We start from the raw sequence: 22,033 nt of genomic DNA, 5'->3' as shown, positions 1-22,033 counted from the left end.
ATTTGTATTTAACTAATGTATTTCTCTATTCTCTAACCTGTCCTTCGCCAAAAACATAATACTTGTTCGTAACTAGCTCATTTAGCCCTAGCGGCCCACGGTGATGTAATTTATCGGTACTGATAGCCAATTCTGCACCTACACCCATTTGTCCACCATCGGTAAAGCGTGTAGAGGCATTTTGGTATACAGCGGCACAGTCTACCTGTTCCATAAATCGTTGGGCTGTATCTTTGTTTTTGGTCATGATGGTAGCGGAATGACCACCAGAGTGCTCATTTATAGCTTCAATGGCATCATCTGTTTTGTTCACGGTACCTATGCAGCATTTCATGGCCAAAAATTCTTCTTTCCAAACGGATGGATCTTGAATTAACGGCTCCTCTGTTAACACCTTTTTAGCTTCCTCATCTACCAAGAGGCTCACTCCATTAGATTTGAGGATATTAGCTAAGTCTACCATTTTTTGTTGGTAACCGTCTAAGTCCGAGTTGATCAGGATTTTATCCAAAGCATTACATGCCGATATTTTGGCTGTCTTTGCATTTAGAATCACCTTCATGCTCATTTCCCAATCTGCCTGTTCATCAACATATAAAAAGTTATTTCCTCTACCGCTAACGAGAACAGCACATTTAGCATGTTCTTTTACAAATGCAATCAATCGCTCCCCACCTCTAGGTACAATTAAATCTAACTTCTGTCCTGGATTTTTCAAAAAAGCTTGGGTCTCTTCACGGTTCATATTCAGCAATTGAATATAATCCGTAGAAAGCTCGTTTTCCTTTAAGGCACGGTGCCAAAAATCTACAAGTACCGTATTACTGTGCAATGCTTCTTTACCTCCTTTTAAAAGGATGGTGTTGTTTGCCTTAAAAGCAAGTACGGCCGCTTCAATGGTAACATCTGGTCGGGACTCGTAAATAATCATGATAGTACCAAAAGGAGCCGTTCTGTTCGTTACGTTTAATCCGTTGGGTAGATCTTGATGTGAAATTTCTTTACCGACCGGGTCTTCCTGCGAACGTACTTTTTTTACGGCCGCAATCATTTCGTCAATTTTCTTATCGTCAACGATCAACCGCTCATAGAGCGCCTGATCGTCTTTGTTGAAAAGGTCTAAGTCCTTTTTATTGGCTTCTAAAAGTTCAGCACGATTTTCATCTAAAATGCGAACCATAGTATCCAATACGTTATTCTTTATTTCTGTTCTAATTAGTTTCATTTATGCTTCTTGTTTTTCAATGGCTACTCGCGTACCCACATCTTTTCCATCAATAATATCTATAATCGTACGGTCTTTTTTACCGTTGGCAATAAAAGTGGGTATGCTCTTGGCTGCCGCTTGTTGGGCGTAATCTAATTTAGAACCCATGCCGCCACGTCCTTCACCAGCTGCTTTATTACTATCTTTTATGTATTTTTCAAAATCATCTTCCGGGCCTACATGCGGAATCAAATCGCTGTCATCTGCGTTAGGGTGCCCTGTGTAGAGTCCGTCAATATCCGTTAGGATAATAAGTTTATCGGCGTTCATTAATTGTGCAATTAAACTTGCCAACTCGTCATTATCCGAAAACATTGACATGGTAACCGATACGGCATCGTCCTCATTGGCAATAGGAATCACCCCTTCCGATAAAAGTCCTTCACAGCAATTGATCATGTTCTGGCGATGCACTCCTGGACTAAAATCACGCTTGGTGGGCAGTACCTGTGCACATTTCATTCCAAAGTCATGAAATATATTATAGTACAATCGCATCATTCTAGGTTGGCCTATAGCCGAATAAACCTGGCGTCTTTGCGTATCATTCTCAATAGTAGAGTTGCCCAATACTTCTTTTCCGGCAATGACCGATCCAGATGAAACCAGAATAGTGAGTATGTCCCTTTCATAAAGTTCGGCAATCTGTTCCACTAACCTACGCAACACCGGTCTTACGATGCGGTTGTCTTTGTTGGTCATGACATTGGTGCCTACTTTTATAACAATTAGTTCTTTATGCATAATGTTCTTCTTTTCCAAGTTCTACAGCACGGTCAAAGGCCGCGAATGCTGCTTCTTTTATAAGTTCATTTACATTATTATCGTCCATAGAATCTAGTGCGGCTTGTGTGGTACCACCTTTACTGGCAACACGGTCCATCCAAGAATTAGGACTAAGGTTGTTTTGATTAAAAAGTTCAACCGCACCTGTAAAGGTTTCGCTAACTAAAACGCTTGAAACTTTTTTGGAGAATCCCATTTGTAGAGCGGCTTCCATCATACTTTGCATAAAATAGAAAACATATGCAGGACCACTACCCGAAATACCTGTAGAGGCGTCTATAAAGTTCTCATCGCTTACACGAATGGATTTTCCTGTTGTGTCCAAAAGACTTTCAACCGTTAAGAGTTCAATTCTTGAAACTTCTGTTGAAGAAGTGTAGGATGTGAGTCCTTTGCCAATTTTAGCGGGAAGGTTGGGCATCGCCCTAACAATCTTGCTCAAACCACTCTGTTCTTTCATGGCTTCAATAGTGATACCTGCCATAATAGAAATTAAAATCTGCTCAGAATTTACCATTGGCTTAATGGTTTCGAACAATTTAGAGGCGTGGTACGGTTTTACGGCAATAAAAATAATATCCGCTTGTGGTACACATTCCTCTAGTGTTTTATACGCATCAAAATGCGCAATTTCATCCAGTTCTTTCAGTTTCTCTTCGGAGCTGTCTAGCACCATAATGTTCTTTTTTTTGAGCAATTTGGATTTGGACATGCCTTCTGCATAGGTTAATCCCATATTTCCGGCTCCGATTACTAATACTTTCATGATTTTGTTTTAAAGAGTTTAGTATTGAATTTCTAAAGTAAAGTCTTCTGGTTTGGTTTAGATAAAGAGTTGACAATCATCATAGTTCTTTATTTTTCCGTAATAGGTTTTACGGTATTTCTGCAATGTGCTAACAGGTAGCCCAAGGAAGTAGCGCTTAATGGAAGTGACCTTGGTGGTCAATTGCCCCATTTTCGCGCTATAGTGTCTTTCTGTTTTTGTCTTTCTTCTTATATATAATAACCTCATAAAATTTGTTTAGCTTGTAACATATCATAAAAGAAGGCTATTACAAGTATATTGTGTTAAGGTTTTGTTATTGTAGTCCTTTAGGGTTAGTATCTTACTTAAAAAGTAGTATTTTTCAATATACACGTAGTTATTTTACAGGAAGAGTCTATAATTGGTACTTATTTGAAAATAAGGAAATACGGAGGGTTCACGAAAAATATAAAATTTTAGGTTGCTTTTGTTTTGTAGGAAACAATCTTACAATTATGATGGTGCGGAAATTATAATTTTGCAATCCTCTCTAATGGCTAAAAATCTAAAATCCTGTAAAATCTAAATGGAGAGGGAAGTGAAAATAAGAGCAATATAGCTTGCTGGTCGTAGACCTGTTTTCAAAAACCAAAAAACCCTCGAAAATCAGAAGATTAACAAGGGTTTAAAGTACTCGAGACGGGACTTGAACCCGTACGGACTAATGTCCATTGGATTTTAAGTCCAACGTGTCTACCAATTCCACCACTCGAGCCGCTATTGGTAAAGTCTTTAACAAAAAAACGCCACAAAGCAGCGTTTAAGTTGTTGAGCAAGATTTTGCTCTTTGAGCGAAAAACGGGATTCGAACCCGCGACCTCCACCTTGGCAAGGTGGCGCTCTACCAGCTGAGCTATTTTCGCATATTAAATTAAGGTAAAGAACGTGGCATCTTTCACAGATGCGGATGCAAATTTAATACAATTCTCTAAAATGCAAAGGAAATTTATATGAAATCTTAAAAATAAAAAATCAGCGTTTTTTTGGTCCGGAAATTTATGAAGTTGCCTTCTTGTTTTTGGTCAGTAATCGCTTAATTTCGTTCAATTTCATCAACGCTTCAACAGGTGTTAAGGTGTTGATATCTAGATAGGTGATTTCTTCCTTTATTTGTTCTAGCAAAGGGTCGTCTAAATTAAAGAAGCTCAGTTGCATCTCATCTTGGGCACTTTGTAATTTATCGGTAAGCTCTTCGCTGGAGTGGGATTTCTCTAATTTTTTGAGAATTTTATTCGCTTTGTGAATGACTTGAGAGGGCATACCCGCCATTTTTGCCACGTGAATACCAAAACTATGTTCACTTCCGCCCTCGGTCAATTTCCGAAGAAAAAGTACATTGTCTTTCAATTCCTTTACTGAAACGTTATAATTCTTGATGCGCTCAAAAGTGGCTGCCATTTCGTTCAGCTCATGGTAGTGCGTTGCAAAAAGGGTTTTTGCACGTGCAGGATGTTCATGTAGATATTCGCTAATGGCCCAAGCAATGGAAATACCATCATACGTACTTGTTCCGCGGCCAATCTCATCTAAAAGCACTAAACTACGCTCAGAAAGGTTGTTCAAGATAGAGGCGGTTTCGTTCATCTCTACCATAAAAGTAGATTCGCCCATTGAAATATTATCACTTGCACCTACACGGGTAAATATTTTGTCTACATAACCTATTTCAGCAGCTTCTGCGGGTACAAAAGACCCCATTTGAGCCAGAAGTACGATTAATGCCGTTTGTCTTAAAATGGCTGATTTACCACTCATGTTGGGACCGGTAATCATGATGATCTGTTGTTCGTCTCGGTTAAGGATAACATCATTGGCAATGTAGGCCTCGCCCAATGGCAATTGCTTTTCAATTACTGGATGTCTACCATTTTTAATGTTGATTTCGGTAGAATCGTTGATTTCTGGTTTGGAATAGTTGTTCTCCTTGGCGAGTTGCGCAAAGCCGCAAAGACAATCTAATTGCGCTATTTGCTGTGCATTGTTCTGAACAGGAGTGATATATTCCTGTGCCCAGACTACCAGTTGAGAAAATAATTGCTGTTCTAGGTTGAGAATACGTTCTTCGGCACCCAAAATTTTGGCTTCGTATTCTTTTAGTTCTTCGGTAATATAACGTTCCGCATTTACCAAGGTCTGTTTCCGGATCCACTCTTCGGGAACCTTGTCCTTATGAGTGTTTCGAACTTCAATGTAATAGCCAAAAACGTTGTTTGAGGCTATTTTAAGGGAAATGATGCCCGTACGTTCGCTCTCACGTGCCAGCATTTTATCTAAATAGTCTTTTCCTGAAAATGCCAATCCGCGAAGCTCATCCAACTCGTCTGAATATCCATCGGCAATGGTCTTGCCTTTTGGAATGTGAACCGGAGCTTCTTCATTGATCATTTCCTTTATTTTGCTGCGCAGCATATCGCAGGCATGCAACTGGTCGGAAATTAGCTGTAACGATTCGTCATCACTTTGAGCGGTAAGTTGCTTTATAGGAATAATGGCTTCCAAGGAATTCTTGAGCTGAACTATTTCTTTTGGGTTGACCTTTCCGGTAGCTACTTTGGAAATAAGACGTTCCAAATCACCCATTTGTTTGATGCGTTGCTGTATTTTTAGCAAGGTATCATCATGGCCGTGCAAATAGGAAACTACCTGATGTCTGCGACTAATTTTTTCGGTATTCTTTAACGGGAGCGCCAACCAGCGTTTAAGCATTCGGCCGCCCATGGGTGATAACGTTTTATCAATAATACTCAAAAGCGTAACTGCATTCTGATTGGTAGAATGGTAGAGCTCCAAATTTTTGATGGTAAAACGGTCCATCCAAATATGTTCCTCTTCGGCAATGCGTTTTAAGCTATTGATGTGCTGTAATTGCCTATGTTGGGTTTCCGATAGGTAATGTAAAACCACTCCGGAAGCAATAATACCATGGCTCAAATGGTCAACACCAAAACCTTTTAAGGTACTAGTGTTAAAATGGTTGGTAAGCGTTTCTTGGGCGTAGTCGTTCTGATAGACCCAATCCTCCATGTAAAAGGTGTGAAATTGCTTCCCAAAAACATCTAAGAATTCGTTTTTATGCTTTTTGGAAACTAAAACCTCGTTGGGGGCAAAGTTCTGTAAGAGCTTATCAATTTGTTCTTCGGTACCTTCCGAGGTTAGGAATTCGCCTGTAGAAATATCTACAAAAGAAACACCGAGTAATTTTCTTCCAAAGTGAACCGCACAAAGAAAATTGTTAGTCTTGGCATTAAGAATATCATCGTTCATCGCCACACCTGGGGTAACCAGTTCTGTTACGCCACGCTTTACGATGGTTTTGGTCATTTTTGGGTCTTCCAGCTGATCGCAAATAGCAACTCGTTCTCCAGCTTTTACCAATTTTGGTAAGTAGGTATTCAGGGAATGGTGAGGGAAACCGGCCAGTTCGGTACGGTCGCCACCATTATTACGATGCGTGAGGATGATTCCTAAAATTTTGGAAGCCCTTACGGCATCTTCTCCAAAAGTTTCATAGAAATCGCCAACGCGAAACAATAATAACGCATCAGGATACTTGGTCTTGATGGTATTATACTGCTTCATTAAAGGCGTAACCTTTTTTGTTTTTTGTGATTTTCCCAAAGCGATAAGAATAGTTTAATTTTACGGCGAAAGTATATAAAACGAAAGTACTGTTTTTTCAAGGGAAGATAAACCATTGTTGATATTTCAGGATAAGTTTATCCTCAACGTTTTACCTGGTCAATAACAATAAAAATCACCCTATAAAGGGAAGTCCTAGCATGCGTAAACTTAAGAACGAAGAATTAAATAGATTAGATGTTGAAGCTTTTAAAGAAGCTGAAAAGTCGCCGATAGTTATTGTATTGGACAATATTAGAAGTTTGAATAATATTGGTTCGGTCTTTAGAACTTCAGATGCATTCCTAATTGAAAAAATATACCTATGTGGCATAACGGCACAACCTCCTCATAAAGATATTAGGAAAACGGCCTTGGGAGCTACCGAAAGTGTAGCATGGGAATACAAAGAAAACACAGTTGATTTGGTCAAAAAAATAGCGGAAGACGGTTACACAGTATTGTCCATTGAACAAGCTGAAAATGCAATTATGCTGAACGAGTTAAAGGTAGATGTTACTAAAAAATATGCTTTGGTATTCGGTAACGAGGTCAAAGGCGTTTCGCAAGATGTGGTTGATGCGAGTCATAATGTAATAGAGATACCACAATACGGAACCAAACACTCGTTAAATATTTCAGTGAGTGCGGGTGTAGTGGTTTGGGATTTGTGGTCTAAAATAAACGCATTGAAAGCTTAGTTAGGCATGCGAACTGCAAATTTGGTAATCTTATCTAGTATAGTCTCGTAATCGTCTTCGTTATCCACAAAATCAAGGTCTCCCAACTCAATAATAAGATTATTCTGTTCAGGGTACCCTTTTATGAATTCAAAATACCCTTTGTTAATCTTTTGTAGATAATCAGGCGCAATTTTCTGTTCGTAATCGCGGCCTCTCATTTTAATATTCTCCAACAAGCGCTCCGTAGTTTGGTAGAGGTAGACATAGATTTTCGGTTTTTTCACCTCTTTGTACATCAAATCGAACAATTTTCGGTACAGGTCAAATTCCTCTTGTTGCAGCGTAATACGTGCAAATATGAGGGATTTGTAAATATCATAATCGCTCACCATGAACTTCTTAAATAAATCATACTGTGAAGTATCATCAGTGAACTGCTGGTATCTATCTGCTAAAAAAGACATCTCCAGCGGAAAAGCATAACGACTTTGGTCTTCATAGAATTTGGGTAGAAAGGCATTATCTGCAAAACGTTCTAGTACCAGTTTTCCATTAAAATCTTCCGATATTTTATTGGCCAGCGTAGTTTTACCAGCACCAATGTTACCTTCAATAGCAATAAAGTTGATGTGCGAAAAAAGGTCTGATCGGTTTCTATGTAATTTAAAAGCAGTGCGTTCCAGCTTCCCTTTATCACGACACTCTTGAATAAGGTTTCGGGTGTCTTTGTTTAATATAGGGTGATAGAATTGCGGTGCAATATCTGACAAGGGCTTGAGCACAAACTTACGGTAAGTAAGTTCCGGGTGTGGAATTACCAGGTTTTCTGAAATAAAGGTTTCCCTTTCGTAGTACAGAATGTCAATATCAATCGGTCTAGGTTGGTAACCGTCTTCAATAGAACGTCTTCGTCCCAATTTGGTCTCAATACCCAAAAGTGTTCGTAAAAGTTCTTGCGGAGCCATTGTCGTTTTTAACGATAGGCAGATGTTCATGAAGTCGCTAGACTCAAAACCCCAAGCACTTGTTTGATATACATGTGATATCCTTTCCACTTCGCCGGCAGCTTTGTTTATAGCGAACACGGCGTCTTGTAGGTTGTTCAAAGTATCACCAAGATTACTTCCAAGTGATAGGTATACTGTTTTGGGGTTGCTCATAATATCTTACAAAGTAACAAAAAGTAGGTGTGAGTTCGTTATCTTTGGGGAAAAATACTAACCCATTTTTCATGAAATTTTTAAGAAATCTTTTGGCGGCCATAATTGGTTGCTTAATTGCTTTTGGTGTAATTTTTATCATGTTCATCATTTTTATAGGTATTGCGAGTAGTTCTGAGGAAACGGTTTCCATCAAGAAAAACTCCATTTTAGAGTTGCAGTTAAAACTTCCTATTAGTGATTATGTAGGTAATAATGATATGGATCCGTTCACCGGAGCTTTTATGGAGCAGTCTCAAGGTCTTGATGAGATTTTGCACGCTATTACGGTAGCAAAAGATGATGATGATATAAAAGGCATCAGTATCAATAACAACTTTATGATGGCCGGTCTTGCTCAAACACAGGCGGTCCGCAAAGCATTGGAAGAATTTAAAAGTTCCGATAAGTTCATCTATACGTACGGAGATTTCTATATGCAGAAAGATTATTATTTGGCGAGTGTTGCAGATTCAATCTTTATAAATCCAGTGGGTGGATTGGATTTTCGAGGGCTTTCTTCTGAAGTGTTGTTTTTTAAAGATTTACAGGAAAAAACAGGCGTAAAGATGGAAGTTATTCGCCACGGGAAATATAAGAGTGCGGTCGAACCCTTTATTTCTAATGAAATGAGTGAGGCAAACCGTACCCAAATTGAAGAATTGATAGGTTCATTATGGAGCTCAATGGTAGAGGATATTTCTAAGGGAAGAAACATTTCTACAGCCAACTTGAATGTCATTGCAGATACTTTAGGAGGAAGAACACCGGAATATGCTAAAGAAACAGGTCTTTTAGATGACGTGATTTTCTTTGATCAGTACGAGCGTAAACTGAGAAATGCAATTGATCTTAAAGATGAAGATGATTTAAATCTTATAGCTCTGGAGGATTATGTAATTCGGTCTAACAAGAAAGTGTTGAAAAACGGGAAGGACAAAGTAGCTGTTGTTTTTGCACAAGGCGAAATTTTATATGGAGAAGGTGGCCCTGACGTTATTGGTCAAGGGATAATTAATGAAGCTATTATTAAAGCGAAGGAAGATGAAGATGTAAAGGCCATTGTTCTTCGTGTAAATTCCCCAGGAGGAAGTGCTTTAACTTCTGATATCATTTGGCGAGAGATAGCATTAGCCAAAGAGGTAAAACCCGTTGTAGTCTCTATGGGTAATGTTGCTGCTTCAGGAGGGTATTATATAGCGGTTGGTGCGGATAAAATTTTTGCGGAACCAACTACGGTTACGGGCTCAATAGGTGTTTTTGGAACTATACCAAATATGACGGAACTAGCAGCTGATATCGGTATTAATGCAGAGCAGGTAGGTACCAATAAAAATTCTGTAGAGTATTCGGTTTTTGAACCGATGACCGAGGAGTTTAGAGGGTATGTTCAAGAAAGTATTGAAAGTACCTATGACACATTTTTGCAAAGGGTTGCTCAAGGACGTAATATAAGTATGACCGTAGCGGATAGCTTAGCGCAAGGTCGTGTATGGAGTGGGGTAGATGCCAAACGAATTGGACTGATCGATGAGTTGGGCAACTTGGAAGATGCCATTGCCGAAGCGGCAAATATGGCCGAACTAAATGATTACGGAATCAAGAAATTTCCTAAGTATAAATCGGGTTTTGAGCGTTTAATGGAAGATTTAGGAGGCGCTAGTGCCAGGGTTAAACAAGAATTTATTGAAGAAGAAATTGGTACAGAAGCCTATTCCATTTTAAAACAAGTAAAATCCGTTATGGAACAAGAAGGTGTGCAGGCTCGTATGCCGTTTGTATTGGATATAAAATAGGATTGATATAACTTTATAGAAATGAAAAGAGCCAGCTAATAGCTGGCTCTTTTGGTATATAGATTGATTTTATTTTCTATTTCACAAGATTGATTTCAACCCTTCTGTTTTGAGCACGACCTGCTTTGTTTATATTAGTAGCAATTGGTTTGCTTTCGCCATAACCTATAGCAGTTAAACGAGAACTGTCTATACCTTTTTCCACTAAAAATTCCTTTACGGACGTAGCTCTAGATTCGGATAATTTTTGGTTGGTAGTTTCGCTTCCTACGCTGTCCGTATGACCTTCAACATTAAATTTAGCATCTGGGTATTCTTTTAAAATACCTATAATGTCTACCATAACACTTGTAGATTCTGCTTTAATACTTGCTTTTCCAGAGTTAAAAAGAATGGTTTTAGCGTAATCGTTCAATTGTTTTTGAACTTCTTCGGTAACTTCAGGTGCTTCAGGACATCCATTGTTGGTAACGGTCCCTACCTCATTTGGACATTCATCGTCTTTATCTAAAACACTATCACCATCAGAGTCTGGCCATGGGCAACCATTATTTTCAGCTGGACCAAATTCATTTGGACATTTATCATCTTCATCCATTACATCATCACCGTCTGAATCTACTATTGGGCAACCATCGTTTAAAACTTCACCAGCCTCTTCAGGACACTTGTCATCTTTGTCCAATACTTCATCTCCGTCTGTATCGGGCCATGGGCATCCGTTGTTTTCGGCTGGGCCAAATTCGTCGGGGCAATCATCTTTCTTATTTATGATTCCATCACCATCTCTGTCTTTAGGTTTTCCTTGGTAAACAGGTATCTTTAATCCAGCATACACATCGGCAGCTTTTGAGTTATCACTTAATAATAAAGTCATAACAGATCCAGAGCCTATATATAATGGCCCTGCTCTAAATCCTGCACCCCATTGTGCTCCGGAACCTTGAGTTAGACTTATGGGCATGTAAAAACTAAACCATTTGCTTTCAAAGCGAGGTGTAAGCGATACCATAGTAGGTATTCTGTTGGTGTTTACTTTTGAATTTGAACGTAAAGAAAAATCAGTATTTAAATTCAAGTAGAAGCTTTTGTTTAGGCTATAATCTACATTTAAATGCATTGCGGTAGGTAGAGCAAATTTTTCTGAATTACCCGTGCCTGTTTGGGTGTATAAGTTGTCTAGGATATCTTCTAGGTTATCTTCATTTTCAAAATCATCTTCGTTTACCGTTCCGGTAATGTCATAGGTGTTTTGAGTCCCGTTTTTATAATTGATAGAACCGATATCACTTATGGCAAGGGCAAATTTTAATTTGTATTTATTCTGATGTTTGAAAGAGTTTGACCCATCTTTAGAGGCATAATTAGCATAATCTGGTCTCCATTCGTAAACAGCACCTAGATCAACACCAAAGCCAGTTGCGCCATCTACGATTTCAACTTCAAAATCTTCAAAGTTGTCATCAATATTATCGCTATGGCCATAATTTACTTCACCTACGGACTCAATGCTTCCAGTGGTTTGGCCTCCTGGTAAGGGGGTTCCATCTGCATCATAGTCTATGGTAATGTTTTTTCCGCTTGCATAGGCATTGCCCATTCCTTGCAAGTATTTTAATGAAAGACCACCTTTTAAGAAATGCTGGTCTTTGTTCATCAAAACACGTGCGTAGGTAACACCTACCTCGGCCCAAGCATTGGCAGTTAGATAGACATCATCTTCATCTATCATAAGGTCATCGTTCTCATCAAAATCGTTAGAGAGGCTTTCAAAGGTATTACCGTTTATTTTGTTTACGTTATACCCAACCCTCCCTCTGGTAAAAATTGCCAATGAACTTGTAGGAGTAAGGTTGAACATGAATGAAGGTCCTAAAACATCTGCATTACCAAAGAAATTATTACTGTCTTTCGGATATTTTTTACCATCAGTATCAAAGTCAAAATCTGAGGTGACTACGTCGCCTAATTTTAATCCGTAGTAGTCATTACTAAAGAATGTACTTGCACCTACAATGTTAATGTCCGTTTTAAATCTAGAATCGGTAATATTTGCAGGGTTGGCAATAAGGCTATGAACACCACTGTAATTATCGGTTAGAAAACCGACATAGGATTGAGCTTTGGCACTTAGACCGCCCAAAACAAGTAATGATGTGAGAATGGTTTTTTTCATGCTTGGTATTTTTTAAGTTATTTTTGGTTTTTTAGGTAGTGTTGCAATAACGAACAAGCATCGACGAAATTGTACAGTTTGTCGATTACTTTAATAAGAAAATACTCATGACTGTAAAAGATAGCCGTCTGGCGTATAAAATTTATCTTTATTTAGGAGCGCTTTTTATCACCTCTTTAGTGGTTTCCAATCTTATTTTTCAGAAATTTTTCTATTGGAATCCTTTTGGTGAGGTTACTATTTTTGGGGTGTCTCTTTTTGAAGTGTCAGTTGGAATTTTGCCCTATCCAATTACCTTTTTGATTACCGATTTAATTTCTGAGATTTACGGAAGAAAAAAAGCCAATCAAATTGTTACCGCAGGAATTTTTGCCAGTTTATTCTCCATGGCTATTATTTTAGTTGCCGAAGTTGCTCCGGCCATTGCTTCATCGCCAGTAGACGATGCTACATTTACAAATGTTTTTGCGCTTTCACCTGTTGCTGTTCTAGCTTCAATGATAGCTTATCTTTTTGCCCAATATATAGATATTGCCATTTATCATTTTTGGAAAAAAGTTACCAAAGGCAAATATCTCTGGGTGCGTAATAACTTTTCAACTTTTCTTTCTCAGTTTGTTGACACCTTCACTGTAGTGGGGTTGTTATGTGTTTTTGGCATCTTACCATGGGAGCTATTCTTCGGTTTAGTGGTAAGCGGGTTTGTTTTTAAGATATTTATAGCATTTCTAGACACTCCTTTTTTGTATTTGCTCGTATATATCATGAGAAAACGGTTCAAATTAGATGTTGGCGAAGAAATAACCCTAGAAGTATAATATTCACTCCTTTTTTGAGTTGTATCCGATAGCGTTAAGAGTCTTGATTTAAGAGTTAAAAACTACACCTATTTTTTAGTAGGTTGTGATTTTTTGGAAAGTAGTTTTCAGGTTTGGAGCCAACATTAAGATTGTATTCCGTTTTAGTTTTGTAAATCAGTATTTGAAATAGAAATATGAAAAAGAAAATATTTAGAATTTTAGGAGTGTTAGTATTGCTTATTGTTGCCATACTGGTAGCTGCACCCTTTTTTCTTGAGTCAAAAATTGGTGATATCATAAAGAATAATGCAAACAACAATATTAATGCGACGCTTGATTTCTCAAAAGCAGATTTAAGTCTGTTTAGCAATTTCCCAAATGCAGAGGTCAGTCTTGAAGATGTAGTTCTGCTCAACAAAGCCCCTTTTGAAGGTGATACCCTTTTTGCATCCAAGAAAGCGGCTCTTTCTATGGGTATTGGCGAGTTGTTTAAAGGTCAAGATGAGCCTATTGGCATTAAAAGTCTAACTGTAGATGGTGCGTTAGTGAATGTTACCATAGACAAGGAAGAAAATGCCAGCTTTGATATTGCCATACCTTCAGATGAGCCAACTGGTGCTGAAGAAACGAGTACTACTGATGGTTTTAATCTTGATTTGCAATCATATGCCATAACAAATACTAAGATTGTTTACGACGATCAGTCAACAGGTATGCGTTTGGAAATTTCAGAGATGCAACATAATGGAAAGGGAGACCTTTCCCTAGAAAAGTCAGAGTTGGATACATTTACAGAGGCTTTGGTTTCTTTTGAAATGGATAGTACCAACTACTTGAATAAAAATAAGATTCAACTTGATGCGTTAATTGGGGTTGATTTAAAGGAGAGTAAGTATACTTTTTTGAAGAACGAAGCGCTTATTAATCAGTTAGCATTGGTTTTTGATGGATTTATCAAAGTGAATGAAAACAATCAAGAAATTGATATATCGTTTAAAACTCCTTCTTCTGATTTCAAAAACTTTTTAGCGGTCATTCCAGAAGCGTACTCAAAAAGTATTGAAGATGTAAAGACTACCGGAAACTTTATGCTTGAGGGTAAATTCAGTGGTGTTGTAGATGAAGAGCATATTCCAAAATTCAATATTAATATCAACTCAGAAAATGCTTCGTTTAAGTATCCTGACTTACCAAAATCGGTTCGTAACGTATTTATCGACACTAAAATAAATAATACCACAGGTATTGCCGAAGATACGTATGTAGATATTGATAAGTTGTCTTTTATGATTGATGAGGACAAGTTCAACATGACAGCGAACATCAAAGAGCTTATGGGTAATACTAAAGTGAAGGCTCACATTGATGGTAAGATGAATTTGGCAAACCTTAAGCAAGCATATCCTGTGCCGGCAGATTTGGATTTAAAAGGACTTCTGGTTGCAGATGTGAGTACTGCTTTTGATATGGCTTCCATAGAAAAAGAACAGTATGAGAAGACAACTACAAACGGTAAATTAAGTTTGAGTGATTTTGAATATAAATCAGATGAAATTCCCAATCCTGTTAAGCTTCAGAAAACAGGTTTAACTTTTAACCCATCAACAGTTACTCTAAATGAGTTGAGTGGTTCTACAGGTAAAACTGATTTTAATGCGAAAGGAACCATTAAAAACCTTTTAGGTTTTATGTTCAACGATGAAAAGGTAGAGGGCGATTTTGACCTTTCTTCAAACGTGTTTGCGTTGAGTGATTTTATGGTGGAAGAAACAGAAACAGTAGCAACAGAAAAAAAGACGGAAGGTGATAAACCTGCGGAAACTGTCACCGAAGAAAAAATTAAAATTCCATCTTTCTTGGATGCGAATATTAACGCATCGGCCAATACGGTGCTTTATGATAATCTTACATTAAAAGATGTAAAGGGTAATCTTAGAATAAAAGATGAGAAGGCAACGCTTTCTAATATGACGTCTTCTATTTTTAATGGGAGAATGGCGTTTAACGGTGAGGTTTCAACTAAAGAAGAAACCCCAAGTTTTGCTATGAATTTAGATATGAAGCAGCTGGGTATAAGCGAAACCTTTAAGTCTCTGGAGTTATTTAAAGCTGTGGCGCCAATTGCACAAATCTTAAAAGGAACCTTAGATTCTGATATTAAACTATCAGGAAAATTGACTGATGATTTACTGCCTGATTTATTGACGTTGACGGGTGATATTTTTGCCGATATAATGACCAAGGAAATAGATTCTGAGAGTGCGCCCATGCTTACTGCTTTAGATAGTAAGTTAAATTTCATTGACTTGAAACAACTAAATCTTGATGACTTAAAAACTAAACTTACTTTTGAAAATGGTTTAGTAAGCGTAAAACCTTTCACTGTAAATTATAAAGATATAGCCATTAATGTTGGAGGTAGTCACACTTTTGATAAAAAAATGGATTATAAGGCCACTTTGGAGGTTCCGGCTAAATATTTAGGTAGTGATGTAGGTAAGCTGATTGCTCAAATAGGAGATGACGATCTAAAAGACCTAAAAATACCTGTTGTAGCAAATATTGGAGGTAATTATGATAACCCTAGTGTAAGTACAGATTTAACTTCTGGGGTAAAGACATTGACTAGTCAATTGGTGGAAATTCAGAAACAAAAACTTATAAGTAAAGGGAAGGATAAAGCAAAGGATTTAATAGGGGATGTTCTAGGCGGAAATAAATCTAAAACTGATTCTACAAAGAGTTCGACTAAAGATGATGTAAAAGAAGTGCTTGGAGGATTGTTAGGTGGTAGTAAAAAAGACACTACTACTGTAAAAACGGATACGGCTACTCCTAAAAAAGAAGAAGATGCAGTAAAAGAAAAAGCAAAAAATATTCTTGGTGGTCTTTTAGGCAAGAAAAAAAGTGAATAGCAGGTAGTTTCAGCTTTTTTGTAAATGCTTTTTATCGTACCAGACATAGAATAAGAACAGGGCTAGACTCACTAAAGAGCCCCAAAGTAAACCTGATTTCATACTATTGGTGCTTCTGCCAAGAATAGCAATAAAAATAGTAAGTGGGGTAATACCGATAAGGGTTGCCCCAATAAATTTCCAGTAGCCCATTCTCAGAATTCCACCAACGAAACTAATGGCGTCATTTGATAAAAACGGATTCAGGCGCGTAATGATAACGGCCCAAAAGCCATAGTCTTCAAGGAAATTAGCTACTTTGTTTTCTGTTTTTCTTCCAATGATACGTTCTACTCGGTCTTGTCCTAATATTTTTCCAATGAGGTAGCCTACGGATGAGGCAGAGAAAACGGCTCCCAAAATGAGTATGCTGCCCCAAATGGGACCATATGCCAAAATAGAAGCAACCATGAGCATGATGGAAGGAACTACTATCATAAACATTTGGGCTATCATGGCCAATATGAGTATTACTGGCCCCCAAGCTCCAAATTGAGAAACCCAGTTCTCAACTTCCTTACGATTTCCACTGGTAAGCACTTGCCAAGCTTCATTGAAAAAGGATTCCATTTCAGGTATAGTAAAATAACCAATGACCAATAAGACTATCGTAATAAGGGATAGGTAAATTGGCCATTTGCTTTTTTCTTGATCTGAATCTTCTTTACGCATGCCTTTCACTTTTTTATAAAGTGAAAGGTAGCTATGTGTATTATATAAGAATTGCCCAAATCATTTAATTTTTGGTTCTAAAATTAATTGTCCATTTTGGTTGGTAGTATAGTGGGGTATTTATCTGATTTGAAGTGATACATAATACCCCTCGTTGCCTCTAACATTAAAAACAGTATTGTCTTCAAAAATAAAATATTGCCCTTTTATACCCTTAAGCACGCCTTTGTAGTTTGGTGTCTTTGAAAGATTCAGGCTTTTTACCTTTTCAGGGTATTTCAAAACCGGAAATTCAAGATTAGTTTCAGAATTATCTTCAATAAAATATGCTTGTGCTTCGGTGGGAATATATTGCTTCAGTTTGTTTCGCCATTCAACAAGATTTTCATCTTCTACAGTGTTGGTCAGCATTTTCCGCCAGTTGGTTTTATCCCCAATATGGTCTTTTAACGCTACTTCTGTTATCCCAGCTAAATATCTGTTGGGCACTTCTACTATTTCAATAGCTTCATGCGCACCTTGGTCTATCCATCGTGTGGGTACTTGTGCCTTTCTGGTAACACCAACTTTTATATTACTTGAGTTGGCTAAATAGACAATATGGGGCTGTAGTTGTGCTTTTTTCTCATATTCTAAGTCGCGGTCTTCTTTGTCTAGATGTGCTGTGCTCAATTCTGGACGCATAATCCAATCTCCTGCAGATGGAATTTCAAAGAAACAAGTCTTGCAAAAACCTTGACGGTAAATAGGGCGGTCACGACCACAATTTAAACATTGGTATTTTATAAATTTGATTTCTAGCTCTTTGTCCAAAACTTGGTTGACGTTCAAAAAATCGTTTTCGAATACCATGTAGTATTGAATAGGGTTTCCAATTTCGGTCTGCATTTTTCTTAGAACGCCTTCGTACTGCATAAAAAAGTTTGATTTAAAATGTATTTGAAAATGATAAGTATTAAAGCTAAATTTAGCGAATTCAAAGATACCCAAAAATGCCAATTACCTTATTCAATTCCATTGCTTCTTGGTTGCTAAAAAAGAGATATCACCAGATAGAACTTTTTTTAAAATACCCGGAAGAAGTCCAAGAGGAAGTGCTTCATCAACTTATTGAAATTGCCGAAGACACTGAAATTGGTAGAAAGTATGATTTTGAATCTATAAATAAGTACGAAACTTTTAGGGAACGTGTTCCTATTTCCTCATATGAGGAGCTTGAGCCTATTATTGAGCGCACACGTCGCGGTGAGCAAAATATATTTTGGCCAACTTCAATAAAGTTATTTGCTAAAAGCAGTGGTACAACCAATGCTAAAAGTAAGTTTATTCCCGTAAGCGAAGAGGCTCTTGAAGATTGCCATTATAAATCTGGTAAAGATTTGCTTTGCCTCTATTTGAACAATAATGAAAACTCACAGTTATTTACGGGTAAAAGCCTGCGTTTAGGAGGTAGTAAAGAATTGTACGAGGACAATGGCTCTTATTTTGGGGACTTGTCCGCCATTCTTATTGATAACATGCCGTTATGGGCAGAATTCAGCAGTACGCCAAGCAGCAAAGTGTCTTTAATGAGCGAGTGGGAGAGTAAACTAAAAGCAATTATAAAAGAAAGTACACAAGAGAATGTGACCAGTTTGGCAGGAGTGCCTTCTTGGATGTTGGTACTTCTGAATAATGTAATACAGGATACGGGAAAAGACAATCTTTTTCAAGTATGGGAAAACCTTGAGGTTTATTTTCATGGGGGAGTGAGTTTTAACCCGTATGAAGAACAGTATAAAAAACTACTGCCGCGTAAAAGCTTTAAGTATTACGAGATTTATAATGCTTCGGAAGGTTTTTTTGCGATTCAGGACCGTAACAATGCAGATGATTTATTGCTGATGCTGGACTATGGAATATTCTATGAATTCATTCCTATGACCGAATATGGCGCAGAGAGTCAAACAGCTATTCCCCTTTGGGAAGTGAAAAAGAACACCAATTATGCTATTATAATTACAACTAATTCTGGTCTATGGCGGTATAAAATTGGCGACACGATTAAATTTACTTCTACGAGTCCGTACCGAATAAAAGTAACGGGAAGAACCAAGCACCACATTAATGTTTTTGGAGAAGAACTTATTATTGAAAATGCAGAAGAAGCGCTTAAAACCATTTGTTTAAAAACAGGTGCTGAAATTAAAGATTATACTGCCGGTCCTATTTTTATGGTCGATAAGGAAAAAGGGGCGCATGAGTGGATAATCGAGTTCAGGAACCCACCCGAAGATATAGATGTATTTACAGAATACTTAGACAACGCTTTAAAATCTTTGAATTCCGATTATGAGGCAAAGCGTTATAATAATATCACTTTAAATATGCCTAAGGTTCATGTAGCAAGAGAAAATCTTTTTTACGATTGGTTAAAGCTAAAAGGGAAGTTAGGAGGGCAGCATAAGATTCCTAGATTATCCAATAAAAGGGGCTATGTCGAAGAATTACTTCAAATGAACAAATAAAAGAGAGATTTAGTCGTTTAATATTGAAATTGATTCCCAAATACTAACCTAAAGGCAAATTAAATTTAATATTATGGCAGAAAGACTTGTAATCTTGTCCGACATGTGGGGGGCTAAAAAAGGGCTCTGGATAACATCATACCTCGGATATCTTCAACAGCATTTTAATATTACTTTTTATGATTGCCAACAATTGGGAAATGTAGAGGTAAAAGTAAATTCAGAAGAAAATGTTCATCAGGCATTTGTTAATGGAGGTATAGAAACTGCAATAGCACATCTTCTTAAAAAAGAGAAGGAACCAGCACATTATTTATGTTTTAGTGTTGGTGGGGCTATAGCTTGGAAAGCTGCACTTTCCGGTCTACCTATGAAATCTTTGTATGCCGTTTCTTCTACTAGAGTACGTTCAGAAGTACAAAAGCCTGAGGGTTCAATTAGACTTTTATTTGGAGACGGAGATGTTTATAGACCCAAAGCATCTTGGTACAAAGAAGTTGGTGTAGAAGGAGAGCTGGTAAACGGCTTTAGCCACGATATGTATACCGATGAGAAAATAATTAAGAAAGTATGCCTTGACTTGTTGAATACGGTTACTCAGAATACGGGTAAAACAAATAAGCAAAAAGCTATGTAAATAACCACGGGGTTTTAAACTAACGCTCAAGGAAATAAAAAAGCGGAATCACACCATGTGATTCCGCTTTCTTGTTTATTTATATCAGGGAGACTTTATGAAACTGCTTTCAGTTTTTTAACGGTCTCGTGAGATAATTTTTCTTCGGCATAAGGTTTAGTGACCTTAAATTCCGATTGGTCATTACTAGGCATTTCGAACATAGCATCGGTAAAAATTGCCTCACATAGGGAACGAAGTCCTCTGGCACCCAATTTGTATTCAATTGCTTTTTTAACGATATAATCTAAAGCTTGATCCGTAATGGTGAAAGTAATATCATCCATTGCGAACAGTTTTTCATACTGCTTTATGATCGCGTTTTTAGGTTCGGTAAGAATCGCTCTTAGCGTTTTCTCGTCTAACGGGTTCATGTGCGTTAATACCGGAAGTCTTCCTATAATTTCAGGAATTAAACCAAACTCCTTTAAATCCTTTGGAATTATATACTGAAGAATGTTCTCCTGATCTAAATTATCATCGGTTTTAGCGGCGCTATATCCAATAGCTTGCATGTTCAACCTTTTGGTAATAGCACGTTCAATTCCATCAAAAGCACCTCCTGCAATAAATAAGATGTTCTCTGTGTTGACTTCAATGAACTTTTGGTCAGGATGTTTTCTTCCTCCTTTTGGCGGAACATTTACAACCGTTCCTTCAAGTAACTTAAGTAGTCCTTGTTGAACACCTTCACCAGATACATCTCTTGTAATAGAAGGATTGTCGCTTTTACGTGCAATCTTATCAATTTCATCAATAAAAACAATACCGCGTTCTGCTTTTTCAAGATTGTAATCTGCCGCTTGTAGCAAACGTGTAAGAATACTTTCTACATCTTCACCTACATAGCCAGCTTCGGTCAAAACTGTAGCATCTACAATAGCCAAAGGCACATTAAGCATTTTGGCAATAGTTTTAGCTACAAGGGTTTTACCTGTACCTGTTTGACCTACCATGATGATATTACTTTTTTGAATCTCTACATCGTCTTCTTTTGACTTAGGTTGTAAAAGCCTTTTGTAGTGATTGTAAACTGCAACAGACATTACTTTTTTTGTGCGGTCTTGCCCAATAACGTAAGTGTCTAAAAATGTTTTAATATCAATAGGCTTCTTCAGGGTAAGTTCTGAAGAAAGGTCATTTGTTTTAGTCTGTTTAGATTCTTCGGTAACAATACCATGGGCTTGCTCTATACATCTGTCACATATGTGTGCATCAAGACCAGCAATCAAAAGATTGGTCTCAGGCTTTTTTCTGCCACAAAATGAACACTCTAAATTTTCTTTAGCCATATTAAAGTATACTTTCTTTGAAAAAATAAACGCAAATAAATGCGTTTTGGTTCATCGTTTTAATCGAAAAACCAATTAATAGTACGCATTTGGTCGAAATTACTCTTTACCCCTTACTAAAATCTCATCAATCATACCATAAGCTTTAGCTTCTTCAGCTTTCATCCAATAGTCACGGTCACTGTCTTCGTTTACTTTGTCTATGGTTTGGTCTGAATGCTTGGCTATAATTTCATACAATTCTGATTTTAGCTTCAAGATTTCGCGTGCCGTAATTTCAATATCACTTGCTTGACCTTGGGCTCCACCCATTGGTTGGTGGATCATTACTCTGGAGTGTGTTAATCCGCTACGTTTACCTTTTTCACCTGCACAAAGAAGTACAGCGCCCATTGAGGCGGCCATTCCAGTACAAATAGTGGCAACGTCCGGAGCAATGAATTGCATGGTGTCATAGATACCTAAACCAGCGTAAACACTTCCTCCTGGGGAGTTAATATATATCTGAATGTCTTTTTTAGCATCTGTACTGGCCAAAAATAACAATTGTGCTTGTACAATATTTGCTACTTGATCATTAATGCCTGTTCCTAAGAAGATGATACGGTCCATCATTAATCTTGAAAATACGTCCATCGCAACAGCGTTCATCTGGCGTTCTTCAATAATGTTGGGTGTAAGACCAACGGGGTACATGCTTGTTAAGATCGAATCGTAATAAGTACTGCTAATGCCTTGGTGATTTATAGCGTAATTCTTGAATTCTTTTCCGTAATCCATAATTTTCTTTCGATGTTTA

The 22,033-nt window shown here is 37.6% G+C and carries 17 protein-coding genes and 2 tRNA genes; 6 read left to right on the top strand and 13 right to left on the bottom strand.

What is annotated here, in order from left to right:
• Window positions 1–25: 25 nt before the first annotated feature.
• The 7 genes from IWC72_RS02745 to mutS all read right to left on the bottom strand — a co-directional run bounded on the left by IWC72_RS02745 (window position 26) and on the right by mutS (window position 6,440).
• Entirely contained in the window at window positions 26–1,225 is a 1,200-nt protein-coding gene (locus tag IWC72_RS02745) for a glutamate-5-semialdehyde dehydrogenase (protein WP_194528738.1), read from the bottom strand.
• A complete protein-coding gene (gene proB / locus IWC72_RS02740; protein WP_194524716.1) occupies window positions 1,226–2,011 on the bottom strand; it encodes a glutamate 5-kinase in 786 nt (261 codons plus the stop codon).
• Window positions 2,004–2,819: a pyrroline-5-carboxylate reductase gene (proC, locus tag IWC72_RS02735; RefSeq protein WP_194524715.1), complete on the bottom strand. Its 816-nt coding sequence runs from the start codon at window positions 2,817–2,819 to the stop codon at window positions 2,004–2,006. The genes proB and proC overlap by 8 nt, the downstream gene beginning before the upstream one ends.
• Window positions 2,820–2,876: 57 nt before the next feature.
• Window positions 2,877–3,068, bottom strand: a complete 192-nt coding sequence (locus tag IWC72_RS02730; RefSeq protein ID WP_194524714.1) for a hypothetical protein — start codon at window positions 3,066–3,068, stop codon at window positions 2,877–2,879.
• Window positions 3,069–3,492: 424 nt separating this feature from the next.
• A tRNA-Leu gene (locus tag IWC72_RS02725) sits at window positions 3,493–3,576 on the bottom strand.
• 75 nt (window positions 3,577–3,651) lie between these two features.
• Window positions 3,652–3,724, bottom strand: a tRNA-Gly gene (locus IWC72_RS02720).
• Window positions 3,725–3,857: 133 nt separating this feature from the next.
• Complete coding sequence (gene mutS / locus IWC72_RS02715) at window positions 3,858–6,440, bottom strand: DNA mismatch repair protein MutS (RefSeq protein WP_194528737.1); 2,583 nt, start codon at window positions 6,438–6,440, stop codon at window positions 3,858–3,860.
• Between the two features lie 200 nt (window positions 6,441–6,640).
• On the opposite strand from mutS, the gene IWC72_RS02710 reads away from it, so the two are divergent.
• Window positions 6,641–7,180 carry an RNA methyltransferase gene (locus IWC72_RS02710; RefSeq protein ID WP_194528736.1) on the top strand — a complete coding sequence of 180 codons (540 nt, stop codon included), beginning with the start codon at window positions 6,641–6,643 and terminating at the stop codon, window positions 7,178–7,180.
• Here IWC72_RS02710 and folK read toward each other — a convergent pair.
• A complete protein-coding gene (gene folK, locus IWC72_RS02705) occupies window positions 7,177–8,322 on the bottom strand; it encodes a 2-amino-4-hydroxy-6-hydroxymethyldihydropteridine diphosphokinase (RefSeq protein ID WP_194524711.1) in 1,146 nt (381 codons plus the stop codon). The two genes, IWC72_RS02710 and folK, sit on opposite strands and share 4 nt — an antisense overlap.
• Window positions 8,323–8,393: 71 nt before the next feature.
• Here folK and sppA point away from each other — a divergent pair, with 71 nt between their 5' ends.
• Complete coding sequence (gene sppA, locus IWC72_RS02700) at window positions 8,394–10,157, top strand: signal peptide peptidase SppA (RefSeq protein ID WP_194528735.1); 1,764 nt, start codon at window positions 8,394–8,396, stop codon at window positions 10,155–10,157.
• Between the two features lie 76 nt (window positions 10,158–10,233).
• On the opposite strand, the gene IWC72_RS02695 is transcribed toward sppA, so the two are convergent.
• Window positions 10,234–12,333 carry an OmpA family protein gene (locus IWC72_RS02695; RefSeq protein WP_194528734.1) on the bottom strand — a complete coding sequence of 700 codons (2,100 nt, stop codon included), beginning with the start codon at window positions 12,331–12,333 and terminating at the stop codon, window positions 10,234–10,236.
• A gap of 107 nt (window positions 12,334–12,440) precedes the next feature.
• Here IWC72_RS02695 and IWC72_RS02690 point away from each other — a divergent pair, with 107 nt between their 5' ends.
• Together IWC72_RS02690 and IWC72_RS02685 are read left to right on the top strand one after the other, a co-directional pair.
• A complete protein-coding gene (locus IWC72_RS02690) occupies window positions 12,441–13,151 on the top strand; it encodes a queuosine precursor transporter (protein WP_194524708.1) in 711 nt (236 codons plus the stop codon).
• A 176-nt stretch (window positions 13,152–13,327) separates the two neighbouring features.
• Window positions 13,328–16,048, top strand: coding sequence for an AsmA family protein (locus IWC72_RS02685; RefSeq protein ID WP_194528733.1), 2,721 nt, complete (start codon window positions 13,328–13,330; stop codon window positions 16,046–16,048).
• Window positions 16,049–16,057: 9 nt separating this feature from the next.
• Here IWC72_RS02685 and IWC72_RS02680 read toward each other — a convergent pair whose 3' ends face one another.
• Together IWC72_RS02680 and IWC72_RS02675 are read right to left on the bottom strand one after the other, a co-directional pair.
• A complete protein-coding gene (locus tag IWC72_RS02680) occupies window positions 16,058–16,759 on the bottom strand; it encodes a TVP38/TMEM64 family protein (protein ID WP_194524706.1) in 702 nt (233 codons plus the stop codon).
• A gap of 120 nt (window positions 16,760–16,879) precedes the next feature.
• Window positions 16,880–17,674 carry a DUF2797 domain-containing protein gene (locus tag IWC72_RS02675; protein ID WP_194524705.1) on the bottom strand — a complete coding sequence of 265 codons (795 nt, stop codon included), beginning with the start codon at window positions 17,672–17,674 and terminating at the stop codon, window positions 16,880–16,882.
• Between the two features lie 77 nt (window positions 17,675–17,751).
• Between IWC72_RS02675 and IWC72_RS02670 the strand changes: the two genes are divergently transcribed.
• A complete protein-coding gene (locus IWC72_RS02670; RefSeq protein WP_194524704.1) occupies window positions 17,752–19,266 on the top strand; it encodes a GH3 auxin-responsive promoter family protein in 1,515 nt (504 codons plus the stop codon).
• Window positions 19,267–19,339: 73 nt separating this feature from the next.
• Window positions 19,340–19,903, top strand: a complete 564-nt coding sequence (locus IWC72_RS02665) for a hypothetical protein (protein ID WP_194528732.1) — start codon at window positions 19,340–19,342, stop codon at window positions 19,901–19,903.
• Between the two features lie 95 nt (window positions 19,904–19,998).
• Here IWC72_RS02665 and clpX read toward each other — a convergent pair whose 3' ends face one another.
• On the bottom strand, window positions 19,999–21,234 hold the full coding sequence (gene clpX, locus IWC72_RS02660; protein WP_194524702.1) for an ATP-dependent Clp protease ATP-binding subunit ClpX: 1,236 nt from the start codon (window positions 21,232–21,234) through the stop codon (window positions 19,999–20,001).
• 99 nt (window positions 21,235–21,333) lie between these two features.
• Window positions 21,334–22,014: an ATP-dependent Clp endopeptidase proteolytic subunit ClpP gene (gene clpP, locus IWC72_RS02655; RefSeq protein WP_194524701.1), complete on the bottom strand. Its 681-nt coding sequence runs from the start codon at window positions 22,012–22,014 to the stop codon at window positions 21,334–21,336.
• Window positions 22,015–22,033 lie beyond the last annotated feature (19 nt).

The organism is Zobellia roscoffensis (genome assembly GCF_015330165.1).
GTDB lineage: Bacteria > Bacteroidota > Bacteroidia > Flavobacteriales > Flavobacteriaceae > Zobellia > Zobellia roscoffensis.
The sequence above is the reverse complement of the archived record's forward strand: the minus strand, read 5'-3'. Positions and strand labels throughout refer to the sequence as shown.

What these genes read in the sequence shown, in the direction of transcription:
- IWC72_RS02745 (WP_194528738.1), bottom strand. Translation starts at nt 1,225, where the DNA reads ATGAAACTAATTAGAACAGAAATAAAGAATAACGTATTGGATACTATG.
- proB (WP_194524716.1), bottom strand. Translation starts at nt 2,011, where the DNA reads ATGCATAAAGAACTAATTGTTATAAAAGTAGGCACCAATGTCATGACC.
- proC (WP_194524715.1), bottom strand. Translation starts at nt 2,819, where the DNA reads ATGAAAGTATTAGTAATCGGAGCCGGAAATATGGGATTAACCTATGCA.
- IWC72_RS02730 (WP_194524714.1), bottom strand. Translation starts at nt 3,068, where the DNA reads ATGAGGTTATTATATATAAGAAGAAAGACAAAAACAGAAAGACACTAT.
- mutS (WP_194528737.1), bottom strand. Translation starts at nt 6,440, where the DNA reads ATGAAGCAGTATAATACCATCAAGACCAAGTATCCTGATGCGTTATTA.
- IWC72_RS02710 (WP_194528736.1), top strand. Translation starts at nt 6,641, where the DNA reads ATGCGTAAACTTAAGAACGAAGAATTAAATAGATTAGATGTTGAAGCT.
- folK (WP_194524711.1), bottom strand. Translation starts at nt 8,322, where the DNA reads ATGAGCAACCCCAAAACAGTATACCTATCACTTGGAAGTAATCTTGGT.
- sppA (WP_194528735.1), top strand. Translation starts at nt 8,394, where the DNA reads ATGAAATTTTTAAGAAATCTTTTGGCGGCCATAATTGGTTGCTTAATT.
- IWC72_RS02695 (WP_194528734.1), bottom strand. Translation starts at nt 12,333, where the DNA reads ATGAAAAAAACCATTCTCACATCATTACTTGTTTTGGGCGGTCTAAGT.
- IWC72_RS02690 (WP_194524708.1), top strand. Translation starts at nt 12,441, where the DNA reads ATGACTGTAAAAGATAGCCGTCTGGCGTATAAAATTTATCTTTATTTA.
- IWC72_RS02685 (WP_194528733.1), top strand. Translation starts at nt 13,328, where the DNA reads ATGAAAAAGAAAATATTTAGAATTTTAGGAGTGTTAGTATTGCTTATT.
- IWC72_RS02680 (WP_194524706.1), bottom strand. Translation starts at nt 16,759, where the DNA reads ATGCGTAAAGAAGATTCAGATCAAGAAAAAAGCAAATGGCCAATTTAC.
- IWC72_RS02675 (WP_194524705.1), bottom strand. Translation starts at nt 17,674, where the DNA reads ATGCAGTACGAAGGCGTTCTAAGAAAAATGCAGACCGAAATTGGAAAC.
- IWC72_RS02670 (WP_194524704.1), top strand. Translation starts at nt 17,752, where the DNA reads ATGCCAATTACCTTATTCAATTCCATTGCTTCTTGGTTGCTAAAAAAG.
- IWC72_RS02665 (WP_194528732.1), top strand. Translation starts at nt 19,340, where the DNA reads ATGGCAGAAAGACTTGTAATCTTGTCCGACATGTGGGGGGCTAAAAAA.
- clpX (WP_194524702.1), bottom strand. Translation starts at nt 21,234, where the DNA reads ATGGCTAAAGAAAATTTAGAGTGTTCATTTTGTGGCAGAAAAAAGCCT.
- clpP (WP_194524701.1), bottom strand. Translation starts at nt 22,014, where the DNA reads ATGGATTACGGAAAAGAATTCAAGAATTACGCTATAAATCACCAAGGC.